This window comes from Streptomyces sp. Tu6071, from assembly GCF_000213055.1.
GTDB classification, from domain to species: Bacteria; Actinomycetota; Actinomycetes; order Streptomycetales; family Streptomycetaceae; genus Streptomyces; species Streptomyces evansiae.
Genome location: NZ_CM001165.1, coordinates 6,494,332 through 6,510,756, shown reverse-complemented (window position 1 = coordinate 6,510,756; position 16,425 = coordinate 6,494,332). Strand labels below are relative to the sequence as shown.

Annotated in this window: 12 protein-coding genes and 1 tRNA gene; 9 read left to right on the top strand and 4 right to left on the bottom strand. The window is 73.1% G+C overall.

Features of this window, described 5'->3' with window-relative positions:
* Positions 1-36 precede the first annotated feature (36 nt).
* Positions 37-225 carry a DUF5703 family protein gene (locus tag STTU_RS27570; protein WP_009063724.1) on the top strand — a complete coding sequence of 63 codons (189 nt, stop codon included), beginning with the start codon at positions 37-39 and terminating at the stop codon, positions 223-225.
* Between the two features lie 155 nt (positions 226-380).
* Here STTU_RS27570 and STTU_RS36125 read toward each other — a convergent pair whose 3' ends face one another.
* The 3 genes from STTU_RS36125 to STTU_RS27555 all read right to left on the bottom strand — a co-directional run bounded on the left by STTU_RS36125 (position 381) and on the right by STTU_RS27555 (position 3,182).
* A complete protein-coding gene (locus STTU_RS36125) occupies positions 381-1,172 on the bottom strand; it encodes a chaplin (protein WP_007828940.1) in 792 nt (263 codons plus the stop codon).
* A gap of 142 nt (positions 1,173-1,314) precedes the next feature.
* The gene (chpH, locus tag STTU_RS27560; RefSeq protein WP_007828939.1) at positions 1,315-1,548 is read right to left on the bottom strand and encodes a chaplin ChpH; all 234 of its coding nucleotides are present in this window, start codon (positions 1,546-1,548) and stop codon (positions 1,315-1,317) included.
* A 308-nt stretch (positions 1,549-1,856) separates the two neighbouring features.
* Positions 1,857-3,182: a M20/M25/M40 family metallo-hydrolase gene (locus STTU_RS27555; RefSeq protein WP_043256520.1), complete on the bottom strand. Its 1,326-nt coding sequence runs from the start codon at positions 3,180-3,182 to the stop codon at positions 1,857-1,859.
* A gap of 211 nt (positions 3,183-3,393) precedes the next feature.
* Here STTU_RS27555 and STTU_RS27550 point away from each other — a divergent pair.
* The 7 genes from STTU_RS27550 (at position 3,394) to STTU_RS27520 (ending at position 14,668) form a co-directional block, all read left to right on the top strand.
* Positions 3,394-3,478: transfer RNA gene (locus STTU_RS27550), tRNA-Leu, on the top strand.
* Positions 3,479-4,165: 687 nt separating this feature from the next.
* On the top strand, positions 4,166-7,156 hold the full coding sequence (gene aroA, locus STTU_RS27545) for a 3-phosphoshikimate 1-carboxyvinyltransferase (RefSeq protein ID WP_007828936.1): 2,991 nt from the start codon (positions 4,166-4,168) through the stop codon (positions 7,154-7,156).
* Between the two features lie 132 nt (positions 7,157-7,288).
* Entirely contained in the window at positions 7,289-8,458 is a 1,170-nt protein-coding gene (locus STTU_RS27540) for an acyl-CoA dehydrogenase family protein (protein ID WP_007828935.1), read from the top strand.
* 54 nt (positions 8,459-8,512) lie between these two features.
* A complete protein-coding gene (locus tag STTU_RS27535) occupies positions 8,513-9,349 on the top strand; it encodes an SDR family oxidoreductase (protein ID WP_007828934.1) in 837 nt (278 codons plus the stop codon).
* Positions 9,350-9,553: 204 nt separating this feature from the next.
* A complete protein-coding gene (locus STTU_RS27530) occupies positions 9,554-11,617 on the top strand; it encodes an FAD-dependent oxidoreductase (protein ID WP_007828933.1) in 2,064 nt (687 codons plus the stop codon).
* 71 nt (positions 11,618-11,688) lie between these two features.
* Positions 11,689-12,933, top strand: coding sequence for a beta-ketoacyl-ACP synthase II (fabF, locus tag STTU_RS27525; protein WP_257790874.1), 1,245 nt, complete (start codon positions 11,689-11,691; stop codon positions 12,931-12,933).
* A 64-nt stretch (positions 12,934-12,997) separates the two neighbouring features.
* On the top strand, positions 12,998-14,668 hold the full coding sequence (locus STTU_RS27520; RefSeq protein WP_007828931.1) for a class I adenylate-forming enzyme family protein: 1,671 nt from the start codon (positions 12,998-13,000) through the stop codon (positions 14,666-14,668).
* 135 nt (positions 14,669-14,803) lie between these two features.
* Here STTU_RS27520 and STTU_RS27515 read toward each other — a convergent pair whose 3' ends face one another.
* A complete protein-coding gene (locus STTU_RS27515; RefSeq protein ID WP_009063745.1) occupies positions 14,804-15,676 on the bottom strand; it encodes a DMT family transporter in 873 nt (290 codons plus the stop codon).
* 79 nt (positions 15,677-15,755) lie between these two features.
* Between STTU_RS27515 and STTU_RS27510 the strand changes: the two genes are divergently transcribed.
* On the top strand, positions 15,756-16,379 hold the full coding sequence (locus STTU_RS27510; protein ID WP_007828929.1) for a histidine phosphatase family protein: 624 nt from the start codon (positions 15,756-15,758) through the stop codon (positions 16,377-16,379).
* The last annotated feature ends 46 nt before the right edge of the window (positions 16,380-16,425 follow it).

Sequence of the window (16,425 nt, the reverse complement as noted above, 5' to 3'; positions counted from 1 at the left end):
TATCCGTACCGGGCCCGTGGCCGCACAATAGATGCGATGCCGGAATACGAATTTGTCGACGTGTACGTGCCCAGGGGCGTCAGCCGCAAGGACACGACTCGCCTGCTCACGGACCACGCAGAGTACGGGCACTGGGAGTTGGACCGCCTCAGGCTGCATCCCGACGGGAGCCGCCGGGTGCGGCTGCGGCGCAGGATCATCCGCCAGCCGCGGGCCACGTGGTGAGACGGGGCAGCGGCGGCCACGGCCGCGGCTCCCGTTCCTCACCCGGACGGGCGACCGGCCCTCCTCGTGTTGTCGGGCCCCGCTCTCCCTGAGCGGGGCCCTTCGGCATGCCGTGCGCGGAGGGCGTCGGTGCGCGCTCGCGTACGGCCGCGGGCTCAGGCGTTCGCGCGGGCCTTGCGGTAGACCACGGCACCCGCGAGGAGCATCCCGGCCGCGGCGGCACCGAGGGCGCCCGCGGGGACCTCACTGCCGGTCTCGGCGAGCTGCTGCGTGTGCGCCGGGGTCTTCACCGAGATCTGCGGGGCCGGGGGCGTGGTGCGCTCGACCGGGGGCTTCGGCGTCTCCGGAGTCTTCGGGGGCTCCGGCGTCTCCGGGGTCTTCGGCGGCTTCGGCTTCTCGGGCGTGCCCGGGTTGCCGGGGTGCTCCGGGTGCTGCGGCGTCGACTCGTTGGCGCAGTCGTTGCCGAAGACCGGGTTGAGCAGTCCGATGACCGAGATGTTGTTGCCGCACGCGTTGACCGGCACGTCCACCGGGATCTGCACCTCGTTGCCGGAGCCGACGCCGGGCGAGTTGGTGGCGGGACCACCCGCGTGGGCGCCGCCGCCGCTCTGGTGGCCGCCGCCGTGGTGGCCGCCCCCGCTCTGGTGGCCGCCGTGGTGGCCGCCGCCGTCCTCGTCGCCGTAGCCGCCCGGACGGGACTGGCCCGAGCCGTTCTGGCAGTGGTTGCCGAAGGCCGGGTTGAGCAGGCCGACGACGTCGACCGTGTTGCCGCACACGTTGACCGGCACATCGACCGGTGCCTGCACGAGGTTGCCCGCGAGGACGCCGGGCGAACCCACGGCCGCGCCCTGGGCGCCGGAGTCGGCGACCGCGTAGCCACCGGTGACGGCGAGCACGCCGGAGGCGGCCGCCACAGTCATCAGGCCCTTGCGCGTGACCTGTCGCATAGCAATTCCCTGTCGTAGTCACAGCTTCGAAGCGCACGGCACCTCGCGCGTGCGCGGTGTGGTGAGAGCCGCGGCCCCGGAGCGCGTGGCGCGCTCCGGGGCCGCAGGGTCACCCCCGGCCGGGGGTGACGTCATGCCTGGATCAGGCGTTGACGCAGGTGTTGCCGAAGGCCGGGTTGAGCAGACCGATCACGGAGATCGTGTTGCCGCAGAGGTTCACCGGGACGTGCACGGGAACCTGCACGACGTTGCCCGAGAGCACGCCGGGGGAACCGACGGCCGCACCCTGGGCGCCCGCGTCGGCCGAGGCCAGGCCCGCACCGGCGAGCACGAGGCCACCGGTCGCGGCGACCGTGGCGACGATCTTCTTGATCATTTTTCCTCCTAGGTGGACAGCGCGGTCCCAGCCGCGGACCGCAACACCTGTAACGAGGAGGGAGTATTCGAGCTACGACCCGATGAGTGCATTCACCCGTACCAGTGGGACTGGTACAGACGCTCGATTACCGGCCGGTCGCGGCAGCCCGGTGACCGGACCGGGCAGGCGCCGCCCGGCGACCCCTGGCAAGCCCGCCGGACCGCCCCGACCAGCGGAAACGCGCGCCGCGCCCGTACGCGACAGGGAGCGTACGGACACGGCGCGCGCGCCGTTCGCGGGAGTGTGCGCCCCCGCTCGCCTCCGACTCAGCAGGCGTCGATGAAGCGGTCCAGGACGCGGACGCCGAACCGGAGCGCGTCGACGGGGACGCGCTCGTCGACGCCGTGGAACATCCCGGCGAAGTCGAGGTCGGCGGGCAGCCGCAGGGGCGCGAAGCCGAAGCAGCGGATGCCGAGGTCGTCGAAGGACTTCGCGTCGGTGCCCGCCGAGAGCATGTACGGGACGGCCTTGGCGATCGGGTCCTCGGCGCCGAGCGCGGTCTGCATGGCGTCGACGAGGGCCCCGTCGAAGCCGGTCTCCAGGGCCTTGTCGGCGTGCACGTCCTCACGGCGCACGCGCGGGCCGAGGACGCGGTCGAGGTCGGCGAGGAACTCCTCCTCGTACCCGGGCAGGAAGCGGCCGTCGACGTGCGCGGTGGCCTCGCCGGGGATGACGTTGACCTTGTAGCCGGCGCCGAGCTGGGTCGGGTTGGCGGTGTTCTTGAGCGAGGCTCCGATGAGCTTGGCCATGCCGCCGAGCTTGGCGAGGGTGTCGTCCATGTTCTCGGGGTCGAGTTCGGTGCCGAGCGCGTCGCCGAGTTCGTCGAGGAAGTGGCGGAGCGTCTTGGTCACGCGGATCGGGAACTCGTAGCGCCCGAGGCGCCCGACGGCCTCGGACAGCTCCGTGATCGCGTTGTCGCGGTGGATCATCGAGCCGTGCCCGGCGGTCCCGGCCACCGTGAGCTTCATCCAGTGCATGCCCTTCTGGGCCGTCTCGACGAGGTAGAGCCGCAGCTTCTCGTTGACGGTGAAGGAGAAGCCGCCGACCTCGCCGATCGCCTCGGTGACGCCCTCGAAGAGGTCCGCGTGCTGGTCCACGAGGTGGCGGGCGCCCCACGTACCACCCGCCTCCTCGTCGGCGAGGAAGGCGAGGACGATGTCGCGCGGGGGCTTGCGGCCGGTACGGAGCCGGTCGCGGACGACCGCGAGGGTCATCGCGTCCATGTCCTTCATGTCGACGGCCCCGCGTCCCCACACGCAGCCGTCGGCGACCTCGCCCGAGAAGGGGTCGTGGGTCCAGTCGGCGGCGTTGGCCGGGACGACGTCGGTGTGGCCGTGGATGAGGAGACCGGGGCGGGAGCGGTCCTCGCCCTCGACGCGGGCCACGACCGAGGCACGGCCCGGGTGGGACTCGAAGATCCGCGGTTCGAGGCCGACCTCGGCCAGCTTCTCGGCGACGTACTCGGCCGCCGCGCGCTCGCCGGGGCCCGAGTGGTCCCCGTAGTTGCTGGTGTCGATACGGATCAGGTCCCGGGTGAGGTCGACGACCTCGTCCTGGCCCGAGGCCGCCCTTCCGGTGCTCGGCTCGCTCACGCTGCTCTCCTTGGCGGTCGGTCGGCCGGCGCCCTGCTCGGCGCCGCGCTCCCCCCATCCTCGCGCGCCCCCCGCCACGCCCCCAAGACCGCCCTCCCCCGGGACACACGCCGTTCACACGGGGCCCCGGACCAGGGGTGATCGGAGGCCCCCGGATGTTTGGTATTGTTTTCCACGTCGCCAGGGCCGAACGGCCCAGAGCGAACACCCTGTCCGGGTGGCGGAATGGCAGACGCGCTAGCTTGAGGTGCTAGTGCCCTTTATCGGGCGTGGGGGTTCAAGTCCCCCCTCGGACACAGCAGAGGGCCTCGCGAAAGCGGGGCCCTCAGTCGTATGCCCGTACGCCGGCGCACTCGCCCCCTACCGCTCCCCCGAGGCGGGGAGAACGAGCCCACACGAGCACCCCGGGCCTCACCTGCGCGGCCTCCGATGGCACCCCTGGAGAAAACCGCAGGTCAGCGGGCTTTCGGCCAGATAGCGGGACCTGGACTGTCTAGATGCATCGGGCATTGATATAAAGATTGTGTGACTGAGCAACGCGTTGTTTCGCGTGGGCCGGTCATCCGGACGCTTACTCGTGCGCGGCCCCTGCCCGGCCGCGCGAACGCACCTCGGCTCCTGCCACGACTTACGGGCCCCACCCAGGCCCCGTGCCATGACAGCCGTCCGATCTGTTTCTCCAGGCGTTGCCGGATGTCGCCGTCCGCGCGTGTCCAAGAGCCCCTGCCGCCGTCGAGGAAGACGGCACCCGTCCCCCGAACGGGCCATGCGCCGCTGTCTTCGGCGACGTCGCACGCCTGTAGGGCCTCGCTTCCATAACGTAACCACTGCCGTCCCCGAGACGGCTCCATCACCGAGCCACGGATGCCCCGCGGCCCTGTTCGTGCTGCCCGGCCACCGGCCGTGTGTGCGGCCGACGGGGGCGGCGCGCGTGCGTGCGCGGTTCGGTGTGCCCGCCCATGGCCAGGGAGAAGCACGACCCCATGCACCTTCTTGTCAAAGGGATTCAGCACCAGCTCACCGGTGAAGTCCTCGTCCCCAACTCCAAGTACCACGCGCACCGCGCGCTGATCCTCGCCTCGCTGGCCGAGGGCGTCAGCCGCGTGCACGGGCTCTCCGACGCCCGGCACGTCCAGTACACCGTGCAGCTGCTGCGCGGCCTGGGGGTCAAGATCACCACCGAGGGCGACACCTTTGTGGTGCACGGTCTCGGTGGGCGCTACCGGCCGCGCCGCGCGGCCGTGTCCGCCGGCTCCTCCGGCACCACCCTCTACTTCATGATCGGCCTGGCCTCGCTCTCGGACCGCGATGTCGCGGTGACCGGGCAGAAGTACTTCCGCCGCCGTCCCGTGGGCCCCCTGCTCACCGCGCTGCGGCAGATGGGCGTCGGGGTCGAGTCGGCCGACGACTGCCCGCCCGTGCACGTCACCGCGCGGCGCCCGAGCGGTGGGCACGTGCGCATCGCCGGGACGCTCTCGCAGTGGATCTCCGGGCTCATCCTGCTCGCGCCGTTCGCGACGGGGCACACGACGATCGAGGTCGAGGGCGAGCTGAACGAGCGCTCGTACCTCGAACTGACCGTCGCGATGATGCGGCAGTTCGGCCTCGCGGTCACGGTCTCCGAGGACTGGCGGCGCTTCGACGTCGAGCCGGGGCAGTCGGCCGTCGCGACCGAGCTGACGCTGCCGCCCGACATCGGCTCGGCCGCCTTCGGGATCGCCGCCGCCGCGCTGCACCCCTCGGACGTCCTGCTCAAGGGCATGACCCGCCTGGAGGGCGGTCCCGCCGACCACCCCGAGTTCCATTTCCTCGACATCGCGCGCGCGATGGGGGTCCCGATGGAGCTGGACGAGGCGGCCGGCGGGGTGCGCATCCGGCAGGAGACGCCGATGCTCAAGGGGGTCGAGGTGGACTGCCGGGACGTGCCCGACATGCTGCCGATCCTCTCCACGCTCGGCTCCTTCGCCTACGGCGAGTCCGTCTTCCACAACATCGCGCACACGCGGCTCAAGGAGTCCGACCGCGCCGCGGCGATGCTCCAGCTCAACGCGATGGGCGGGGACCTGGAGCTGGACGGGGACGCGCTGCGGGTGCGCGGGGTCGAGGGGCTGGTGGGCGCGAAGCTCTCCTCGTTCAACGACCACCGGGTCCTGATGTCGCTCGCCGTGGCGTCCTCGCGGGCGCGCGGCCACTCGACGCTGACGTACCCGAACGCGTACCGGATCTCGTACCCGACCTTCCTCGACGCGATGAACACGCTCGGCGTGCCGATGAGCGTCGAGGACGGGCCCGCGCCCTCGGGACGGCCCCGGCAGAGGCGGCTGGAGAAGGAGGTCGCGAAGCCGGACCTCGCGGCGCGCGTGACGCTCCCCGAGTGGCTGCGGCGGCGGGCCGCGAGCCGTCCGCACGACGTCGCGGTCGTCGACGTACGGGCCGACAGGGACGAGACCGTGACGTGGCGTGAGCTGCACGAGCGGGTCGAGCGGGCGGCCTCGCTGCTGCTCGGGCTCGGGGTGCGGCCCGGGGACAACGTGGCGTACCAGCTCCCGAACCGCGTCGAGTTCGTCGTGCTCTCGCTCGCCGCGCTGCGGATCGGCGCGGTGTGCTGCCCCGTCATCCCGTTCTTCCGGGAGCGGGAACTCGGCTTCGTGCTGCGCCGGTCCGGGGCGAAGGTGCTCGTCGTCGCCGACCGGTACCGGAACCGGAGACCCGCCGAGGAGGTCATGGGGCTCGACGCGGAGGAGCGCGGGGAGCTGGCGCGGCTCGTCGTGCTCGCCGAGGAGGGCGGGAGCGCGGCGCTGCCCGAGGCGGACGGCTCGGGTGTCAGGGTGCACGACTGGGAGAAGGCGCTCGCGGGCACCGAGGTGGACCGCGCCGCGCTCGACGCGTACGTGCCCTCGCCCGACGCGACCGCGCAGCTCCTGTTCACCTCGGGGACCACCGGGGAGCCGAAGGGCGTCACGCAGCCCTCGCGGAACCTCGTGCGCGCGGTCTCGATGGAGATCCGGCACCTCGGGCTGCACGCGGGGGACGCGATCTGGGTGCCCTCGCCGCTCGCGCACCAGACGGGGTTCCTCTACGGGATGACGCTGGCGCTCGTCCTCGGAGTCCCGCAGATCACGCAGGCCGAGTGGGACGCGAAGCGCGCGCTCGCCTCGCTCAACACGCACGGGGCGAGCTTCGTGCAGGCCGCGACGCCGTTCCTGACCGACCTCGTGAAGGCGGTCGAGGAGGGCGGGGACATGCCGCGCAAGCTGCGGATCTTCGTCGCGACCGGGGCGCAGGTGCCGCGCGGGCTCGCCGAGCGGGCCGGGCGGGTGCTCGGCGCGGACGTGTGCGGGGCCTTCGGGACGACCGAGACGTGCCTCGGGGCGCTCTCGGCGCCCGGGGACGAACCGGCGCAGCGCTGGGGTTCGGACGGGCGTCCGCTCGACGGGATCGAGCTGCGCGTCACGGACGACCAGGGGCACGTGCTCCCGGCCGGGGTCGAGGGCAACTTCGAGCTGCGCTCCCCCACCGTGTTCGACGGCTACCTGGACCGGCCCGACCTGACCGCCGAGGTGTTCACGGAGGACGGCTGGTACCGCACGGGCGACCTCGCGACGCTCGACGCCTCCGGGTATCTGCGGATCACCGGGCGCGTCAAGGACGTCATCAACCGGGGCGGCGAGAAGATCCCTGTCGCCGAGATCGAGCAGCTGCTCTTCGCGCACCCGGCCGTCGAGGACGTCGCCGTCGTCGCGATGCCCGACGCGCGGCTCGGCGAACGCGCCTGCGCCTTCGTGGTGTGCAAGGAGGGCGAGCGGCTCGGCTTCGGCGAGATGCGCGCGTACCTGGACGAGCACCAGGTGGCGAAGCAGTACTGGCCCGAACGGCTCGAACCGCTCGGGGTGCTGCCGCGCAACCCGATCGGCAAGGTGCAGAAGTTCGCACTGCGCGAGAGAGCGAGGGAACTGAGGCCGCAGGAGGACTGAGTCCCCGGGGCCGGAGGGCGGCGCGCCGCCCTCCGGCCCTTCCGGGCGTGAGGGCCCGGTACGGCGGGGAGGGCCGCGCGCCGCCCCCGCCGACGCAGAGCTGGACCGTACGAGAGGAAGAAGAGGCAGCACATGAGTGACGAGCAGTCCTTCGAGGGGCTCCGCACCCGGGTCGAGGCGTGGGTGGAGGGCCCCGGCGAGCGCTGGGCGGAGCGCATCGAGGAGACCGGTGAGGTGCCCGAGGCGCTGTGGGCCGAGCTGAACGGGCTGGGCTTCCTGCGGATGGCGGCGCCCGTCGCGTACGGGGGGCACGGGCTGCCGTTCTCGCGCTGGATGGAGCTCATGGAGGTCTTCTCCCGCTCGCACGGCTCGATCCGCATGATCGTGCACGTCGTCAACGGCATCTGGCGGGCGATGGACGGGCACGCCACCGAGGAGCAGCGCAAGCGCTTCGTCATCCCCTCGATCACCGGCGAGATCAAGATCGCCTTCACGCTCACCGAGCCGGGCAACGGCACGGGCGCGGACATCACGACGTCGGTGGTGCGCGAGGGCGACACGTACTACCTGTCGGGGAGCAAGCACCTCATCACCTTCGGCGTGCGCTGCGACTACTACCTGCTCGCGGCGCGGGTCGAGGGCAGTGCGGGCCACGAGGGCACCATGGCGCTGCTCGTGCCGCGCAACGCGCCGGGCGTGACGGTGGAGGACACCTCGAACACGATGGGCGTCACGGGTACGGACCACGCCTCGCTCACCTTCGACCGCACGCCGGTGCCCGTCGACCACCGGCTCGGCGCGGAGGGCGAGGGGCTCGACGTCTTCCTCGGCGGCTTCCTGACGCCCTCGCGCGTCTCCGTCGCGATGAGCTGCGTCGGGCTCGCCGAGCGGGCCCAGCAGCTCGCGGTCGCGTACGCGCGGGACCGGGTCACGTTCGGCAAGGCGCTGACCCAGCGCCAGGCGATCCAGTTCATGCTCGCCGAGAACGCGGCCGACATCGAGGCGGCCAAACAGCTCGTGCTGCACGCCGCGCGCCGCTTCGAGGAGGGCGCCGAGGACGCGTCCATGCAGTCGTCGATGGCGAAGATGCACGCCGTGACGATGCTGACGAACGTCACCGACAAGGCACTCCAGATCCACGGCGGGCTCGGTTACTGGAAGAGCCAGAAGATCGAGCGCGTTTACCGGGACGCCCGCGCGCAGCGTTTCGAGGAGGGCACCAACGAGGTGCAGAAGGCCGTCGTCTTCCGCGAGGTGCTGCGCCGCACGCCGCCGGTGGCCGCCCCGGAGGCCGGGCGCTGAACGCCGCCCGGCCCCTACCCGTACCCGTCCGAACCACGAAGGAACACAGCTCCCATGAGCACTGAGCAGGACCGCACCGCACAGGGCCGCGTCTCGCTGATCACCGGCGCCTCGCGCGGGATCGGGCGCGCTCTCGCGCTGACGCTCGCACGCGAGGGCGGCACCGTCGTCGTCAACTACAAGAAGAACCAGGACCTCGCCGAGAAGACCGTCGCCGACATCGAGGAGGCCGGCGGTCAGGGCTTCGCCGTGCGGGCCGACGTCGAGACGACCGAGGGCGTCAAGGCGCTCTTCGACGAGGTCGCGCGGCGCTGCGGACGGCTCGACCACTTCGTGTCGAACGCGGCGGCGAGCGCGTTCAAGAACATCGTGGACCTCGGTCCGCACCACCTCGACCGCTCCTACGCGATGAACCTGCGGCCGTTCGTGCTCGGGGCGCAGGAGGCGGTGAAGCTCATGGACAAGGGCGGTCGCATCGTGGCGCTCTCGTCGTACGGGTCGATCCGCGCGTACCCGACGTACGCGACGCTCGGCGCGATGAAGGCCGCGATCGAGGCGTGGGTGCGGTTCATGGCGGTCGAGTTCGCGCCGTACGGGATCAACGTGAACGCCGTGAACGGCGGGCTCATCGACTCGGACTCGCTGGAGTACTTCTACAACGTCAAGGGGATGCCGGACATGCAGGGCGTCCTCGACCGCATCCCCGCCCACCGGCCGGGGACCGTGCGGGAGATGGCGGACACCATCCACTTCCTGCTCGGCGAGGGCTCGGGCTACATCACCGGGCAGACGCTCGTCGTGGACGGCGGGCTGAGCGTCGTGGCGCCGCCGTTCTTCGCGGACGCGGGGCCCGAGTTGCAGCTTCCGCCGCGCCCGACGCGCGAGAGCTGACGTCGCGCGCCCGGCGGGCGGGGCGTCCCTGCCCGCGGCGACCAGGTCCGCGGCGAACCGGCCCGCGAGGAACCGGCCCGCTGACCAGGTCCGTGAAGGCCCCTTCGCGACGGGCCTTTCGGGATCGGTCGCCCCGCCCGCCGGGCATTCATCACCCAGACCCCGGGGAGCTGTGCCCCGGGGCCGGAAGCGAGGAGAGGGATCTTGTTCGACCACGTCTTCCGCCCCGGCACGCTCGGCCGCCTGCGCCTGCCGCACCGGGTCGTCATGGGCGCGATGCACCTGAACCTGGAGGCGCTCGACGACGGGGGTGCCGCGCTCGCCGCGTTCTACGCGGAACGTGCGCGCGGCGGCGCGGGGCTGCTCGTCACGGGGGGCACCGCGGTGAACCCCGAGGGCGCGGGCGGCCCCGGGTACGGGATCGCCGGGGAGCCCGCGCACGAGGAGGCGCTGCGCCGTACCGCGGCGGCGGTGCACGAGGCGGGCGGGCTCCTCGCGCTCCAGCTCTTCCACGCCGGGCGGTACGCGCTGCCCGGCGCCCCCGGCACGGACGGCGGCCCCGGCTGGGCGCCCTCGCCCGTCCCGAGCCGCTTCACGCGCACGACGCCGCGCGAGCTGAGCGACGCGCGAATCCGCGCGACCGTCGAGGACTTCGCGCGGGCCGCGCGGCGCGCCGTCGCACTCGGCTTCGACGCCGTCGAGGTCATGGGCTCCGAGGGGTACCTCGTCAACCAGTTCACGGCGCCGCTCACCAACACGCGCGACGACGAGTGGGGCGGGGACGCGGAGCGCAGGCGCCGGTTCCCCGTCGCGGTCGCGGCGGCGGTGCGCGAGGCGGTCGGCGCGGACTTCCCCGTCCTGTTCCGCATGTCGGGCGCGGATCTCGTCGAGGGCGGCACGCCGCGCGAGGATGTCGGCGCGCTCGCCGTGGCGCTCGCGGCGGCGGGCGTGGACGCGCTCGCGGTCGGGATCGGGTGGCACGAGTCGCCCGTGCCGACGGTGCAGGCGCAGGTCCCGGCGGGGACGTGGGCGACGTACGCGAAGGACGTCAAGCAGGCGCTGCGCGCGGGTGGGCACGGCGCGCTGCCCGTCATCGCGTCGAACCGCTACTCGCGGCTCGCGCAGGTCGACGAGGTGCTGGCGGCGGGGGACGTGGACTTCGTCGCGCTCGCGCGGCCCTTCCTCGCCGATCCGGGGATCGTCGCGAAGTCCCGCGCGGGGCGCCCGGACACGGTCGACGTGTGCCTCGCGTGCAACGAGGCGTGCATCGACAGGTCCTTCGGCACCGAGCGCGTGTCGTGCCTGGTCAACCCGCGCTCCGGGTACGAGGCCGAGTTCCCGCTGACGGTGCGGGAGCGGCGCGGCCGGTACGCGGTGATCGGCGCCGGCCCGGCGGGGCTTGAGGCGGCGCGGACACTCGCGCGGCTCGGGCAGGAGGTCGAGCTCCTGGAGGCGGAGAGCGAGCCGGGCGGGCAGTTCCGCTGGGCGGCACGCGTCCCGGGCAAGGAGGACTTCGGCGAGACGGTCCGGCACCACGTGCGCGAACTGGCCGGGCTGGGGGTGCGGCTGCGGCTCGGGCACCGCGTGGGGCACCGCGATCTCGCGCACCTGCGCGGGTTCGACGGGGTCGTCCTCGCGACCGGGGTCCTCGCGCACCGCCCCGACCTGCCGGGGCTCGCGCTGCCGCACGTCCTCGACTACCAGCGGGCGTTCGCCGACCCGGAGGCCCTCGGGCCGCGGGTGGCGATCATCGGCGGGGGCGGGGTCGGCGTGGATCTCGCGCACCTGCTGACGGCGGACCCGCAGCTCAAGCGGACGCCGGAGGCGTTCCTGGCGCGGCACGCCCTGACGGCGGGCGGATCGGTGGCGCGGCTCGCGCCCCGTACCGCCTCCGCCGCGCCCCGGCGCGTCACCGTCGTGCGGCGCGGGCGGCGGATGGGCGCGGGCATCGGCCCCTCGACGCGGTGGGTCGTGCTCGACGAGCTGCGCGCGGCCGGGGTGCGGCTCCTGACGGGGACGGGGGTCGAGGAGATCACCCGGGACGGCGTGGTGGTGCGGGACGCGGAAGGCGGCAGGGAGCTGATCGCCGCCGACCACGTCGTGCTCGCCACGGGACAGGAGCCCGAGCGGGACGTGGCGGTGACGCTGCGGCGCGCGGGGGTGCCCTTCGAGGTGGCGGGCGGTGCCGCGGGCACGGGCGCGCTCAACGCGGTGCGCGCGACGGCCGAGGGGCTGCGCGCGGCGCACCGGCTGCTCGACGGGCGGTAGGGGGAGCCACCGGTCGCGCGTGCGGGGCCGGGGCGTTGGTTTTTCGCTGGTCTGTTTTCTAGGAGGAGTACGTGCAGAGCAATCGACAAGTCGTGGTGACGGGCTTCGGGGCCCTCACCCCGGTCGGCAACGACCGGGAGAGCACGTGGCAGGCGCTCCTCGCGGGGAAGTCGGGCATCGCGCCCATCACCGCTTTCGACGCGACCGGGCTGCCGACGACGATCGCGGGCGAGGTGAAGGGCTTCGACCCCTCCGCGCTCCTCGACCGCAAGCGCGAGCGCCGCTCGGCGCGCTTCTCGCAGCTCGCGGTCGCCGCCGCGCGCGAGGCCGTCGCGGACGCCTCGCTGACGGTGGGCGGTGAGGGCGTGGACGCGGGCCGCGTCGGCGTCGTGCTGAACAACGCGGTCGCCGGGATGGACGGCATCGAGCGCGCGGTGGACCAGATGCACGCCGATCCGCGCACCATCTCGCCGTACTTCGTCTCGTCCGTGATCCCGAACATGCCGGCCTGCGAGGTCGCGATCGACCTCGGGGTGCGCGGCCCGGTCACGGCGAGCGCGCTCGCCTGCGCGAGCGGGGTGTACGCGCTCCTGGAGGCGCGGCGGCTCATTCTGTCGGGCGAGGCCGACGTGGTGCTCGCGGGCGGGACGGACTCGGCGATCACGCGGGTCATGTTCCAGGGCCTGTCGAACATGGGCGCGCTCTCGAAGCGCAACGACGAACCCGAGCGGGCCTCGCGGCCCTTCGACGCGGACCGGGACGGTTTCGTCTTCGGCGAGGGCGCCGTCGTGTGCGTCCTGGAGTCGGCCGAGCACGCCGCCGCGCGCGGCGCGCGCGCCTACGCGGAGGTCGCGGGCGGGGCGCTCACCTCGGACGCCTTCCACGTGAGCGCGCCCGACCCGTCCGGGGCGGGGGCCGTGTCCGCGATGCGGCAGGCGCTGGAGCGCACGGGGACGGCGGCGAGCGACGTGGACTACATCTGCGCGCACGGCACGAGCACCCGCATCAACGACCTCACCGAGTCCAAGGCGATCCGCGAGGTGTACGGCAACAGCGCCTACGACCTCCTCGTCAGCTCCCCGAAGTCGATGGTGGGCCACCTCATCGGCGCGGCCGGGGCGCTCTCGGCGATGGTCGCCGCGCTCGCCCTCAGGGACGGCGTCGTGCCGCCCACGATCAATCTCGACCAGCCGGGCGAGGAGTGCGATCTGGACTACGTCCCGCACACCGCCCGCAAGGCAGACGTCCGCGCCGCGGCCGTCAACGCCTTCGGCTTCGGCGGCCAGAACTGCGTCGCCGTGCTGAGAGCAGTCTGAGCAGCGCCGTGCCCGCGGTCCGCACCCCGCACACGGCCTTTCCGGAGATACGCGAGACAAAAATATGAACACCACCCCCGCCTACGACCCGGCCGGTTTCCGGGACGTCTTCGAGCAGCGCTTCACCTACTGGGCCGGTTTCGCGCGCAACACGCACCGCTACGCCCGTTCCACCGCGATGTCCGACCCCGCCACGGGGCGCGCCTGGACGTACGCGGAACTGGGCGAGGAGGTCGAGCGGCTGGCCGCCGGTCTCGCCGCCCACGGGGTCGGGCCCGGGGACCTCGTCGCCTACCAGCTCTTCAACGGGCCCGAGTTCGCCCTGCTCTGGCTCGCCACGCAGCGCCTGGGGGCGGTGGGCTCGCCGGTCAACTTCCGGCTCGCCCCCGGGGAGACGGCGCACATCCTGGACACCGGGCGCCCGGCCGTCTTCGTCTACGACACCTCCGTCGCCGAGTCCGCCGGGCAGGCCCTGGAGCGGGCCGGGCACGCGCCGAAGCTCGTCGTGCACGTGCCCTCGGGGCAGGACGGGGACCACCCGCTGCCCGGCTCGGTGCCCTTCGTGCAGCTCGCCGAGCGGGGCGCGGGACAGGTCCTGCCGCCCGCGCCGGAGGCCGGGATCTACGCGGAGACGACGCGCCTGTACACCTCGGGCACGACGGGCCTGCCGAAGGGCGTGCCGCTCAACAACGCGGTCGAGGTGCTCTCCGCGCACGACGTGATCATGCACTTCCCGCTCTCGCCCGAGGACCGCACCCTCAACATGTCCCCGTGGTTCCACCGCGGCGGGCTCTACTCGGGCGGCCCCAACCCTGTCTTCTACGTGGGCGGCGAGGTCGTGCCGCTGCGGCACTTCGACGCGGACGTCGTCCTCGACCTCGTCGAGAAGCGGGGCATCACGTTCCTCATCGGCGCGCCGACGAACCTGGAGCGGCTCGCGGACGCGCAGGAGCGCCGCCCGCGCGACCTGTCCACGCTGCGCGGCATCGTGACGATGGGCGCGCCGCTCGACCGGGTCGCGTGCCTGCGGTACCAGGAGGTCCTGACGCCGCGGATCTTCAACGGGTACGGGACGACCGAGGCGTTCTGGAACACCTTCCTGCGCCCCGCCGACCTGCCGGACCACGCCGGGAGCGCGGGCCGCGCCTGCACGGACGACGACGTCGCCGTCGTGAAGGTCTACGAGGACCGGCGCGCCGAGCCCGACGACCTCGCGGCGAAGGACGGCAGCGAGATCGGCGAGGTCATCGTGCGCTCGCCCAAGTCCGGCTACGGCTACATCGGGCGCCCCGAGGAGCAGGCCGAGAACTTCCGGCAGGGCTGGCTGTACATCGGCGACCTCGCGACGTGGGACGAGGACGAGTACGTGACGATCGTGGGGCGCCGCGACGACATGATCCTCTCGGGCGGCGAGAACGTGCACCCGGTGCAGGTCGAGGCGGTGCTCAACGAGCACCCGGGCGTCGCGGACGCGGCGGTGGTCGGGGCGCCGGACCCGGAGTGGGGGCAGCTCGTCACCGCGTACGTCGTCCGCAAGGACCCGGAGGTGACGGTGGCGGACCTGGAGAAGCACTGTCGCGCGCACGCGATGCTGGCGGCCTACAAGCGGCCGAGGGCGTACCGCTTCGTGGACGCGCTGCCCGTCACGTCGACGGGGAAGAAGATCCACTATCAGTTGCGGGAGCGGGTTGCCGCGGATGCGGAGGCGGGGGTGCTGGAGCGGGTGGGGCGGTAGCCGAGGGGTGCCGTTCGCCGGGGGTTCTGGGGCGCTGCCCCAGGCCCCGCTCCTCAAACGCCGGAGGGGCTGGGGAGGTGGAGCGGCTCATCCGCGGGTGACTGTCCGCCGGAGGAGCTGGGAAAGTGGAGCGGCTCATCCGCGGGTGACTGTTCCTTGGGCCAGGGGCGAGCGGGCCAGTTCGGCCACTCCTGCCGCGATGACCGCCGCTCCGGCCAGTTCCGGGACGAGCCACCAGCCGGTGCGGAGGTGTTCGCCGAAGAGGACGACGCCGTAGACGATGCTGATCAGGGCGTCTCCCAGGGTCAGCATGGGCTGGGACGCGGCGAGGGAGCCCGCCTGGAGGGCGTTCTGGAGGAGGAAGAGGGCGCCGACGCCCGCGACGGCCGTCCCGTACAGCTGCCAGCTGGAGAAGAGCGCCGCGAGTCCCCCGCCGTTCTCCAGGTGGGCCAGCGCGTCCTTCATGAGGGCCGCCGTGAGCGCGTAGCCGCACGCGGCGGCGAGTCCGAGGAGGGCGGCGCGCGGGTTGCCCCGCGTGCTGAGCGCGAGGCCGAGGACGAGCGCCTCGAACAGGCCGGTCACGACGAGGACCGGCAGCCAGGTCAGGCCGTGCGCCCGCTCCGTGCCACCGCCCGGGGCCGCGCTCGCCATGCCGAGCGCCAGGCCGAGCGTCACCGCGACGACCCCGGTCCAGATGCGCGCGCCGAGCCTGACCTGGAAGAGGTGCCCGGCGAGGAGCAGCGTCGCGGGCAGCTCGATCACGAAGATCGGCTGCACGACCGCGATCGGCCCCGTCGCGAGCGCGACCGCCTGGCACGCCGCCGCCACGAGCACCATGCCGATCCCCGCGAGCCACACGCGCTGCCGCAAAAGTTTCCCGATCAGCGACACGTGCAGCACGTCGCTGTCGGGGACGGTCGCGGCGGCTCGCCGCTGGAGCACGGAGGCGGTGCCGTTGCTGATGGCCGTCAGCACGGCGAACAGGACGCTGATCACACGGACCATCATGCGCTGTGCGGGCGAGGGACGCCGGATGGAATGGGGCACGTGGTGGCAGGGTTGCAGGGTACGAGCAAGGAGTGACCCCATGGGTGAAGTGATCCTGGTCAGGCACGGCGAGACCGCGTGGAGCCTGACCGGCAAGCACACGAGTTACACGGAGCTGCCGCTCACGGCGCGCGGCGAGGAGCAGGCGAGGTCCCTCGCGCCGCTGCTCGCCCGGCGCAGGATCGCGCTCACCGTCACGAGCCCGATGCTGCGGGCCGTGCGGACGGCGCGGCTCGCAGGGCTGGGCGACACGTTCACGGACCCGGAGCTGCACGAGTGGGACTACGGGGCGTACGAGGGCGTGACGACGGCGCGCATCCACCAGGAGCGGCCCGACTGGGACCTGTGGCGCGACGGGGTCGACGAGGGGCCCGCCGAGCACCCGGGCGAGACGCCGAAGCAGGTCAGCGAGCGGGCCGACCGCGTCCTCGCGCGGGTCGACAAGGCGCTGCGCGACGCGGACCTGGACGGCGAGGGCGGCGATGTGGTGCTGGTCGCGCACGCGCATTTCCTGCGGGCGCTCACCGCCCGAAGGCTCGGCCTGGACGTGTCGGCCGGGGCGCTCTTCCGGCTGGACGTGGGCTCGCTGAGCCGGCTGGGGACGGAGCACGGGAGGCCCGTGATCTCGGCCTGGAACGTGACGTCGGCGGACCGGGGCGAGTGATCCCGCCGCGCGGCGGCGTGTCGTGACGGCTCCGCCCCGGGAGGCG

Bases quoted from the DNA above. Each gene is read 5' to 3' on its own strand.
- STTU_RS27540 (WP_007828935.1), top strand. From the start codon at position 7,289: ATGAGTGACGAGCAGTCCTTCGAGGGGCTCCGCACCCGGGTCGAGGCG.
- aroA (WP_007828936.1), top strand. From the start codon at position 4,166: ATGCACCTTCTTGTCAAAGGGATTCAGCACCAGCTCACCGGTGAAGTC.
- STTU_RS36125 (WP_007828940.1), bottom strand. From the start codon at position 1,172: ATGCGACAGGTCACGCGCAAGGGCCTGATGACTGTGGCGGCCGCCTCC.
- STTU_RS27510 (WP_007828929.1), top strand. From the start codon at position 15,756: ATGGGTGAAGTGATCCTGGTCAGGCACGGCGAGACCGCGTGGAGCCTG.
- STTU_RS27570 (WP_009063724.1), top strand. From the start codon at position 37: ATGCCGGAATACGAATTTGTCGACGTGTACGTGCCCAGGGGCGTCAGC.
- STTU_RS27515 (WP_009063745.1), bottom strand. From the start codon at position 15,676: ATGATGGTCCGTGTGATCAGCGTCCTGTTCGCCGTGCTGACGGCCATC.
- STTU_RS27520 (WP_007828931.1), top strand. From the start codon at position 12,998: ATGAACACCACCCCCGCCTACGACCCGGCCGGTTTCCGGGACGTCTTC.
- chpH (WP_007828939.1), bottom strand. From the start codon at position 1,548: ATGATCAAGAAGATCGTCGCCACGGTCGCCGCGACCGGTGGCCTCGTG.
- STTU_RS27535 (WP_007828934.1), top strand. From the start codon at position 8,513: ATGAGCACTGAGCAGGACCGCACCGCACAGGGCCGCGTCTCGCTGATC.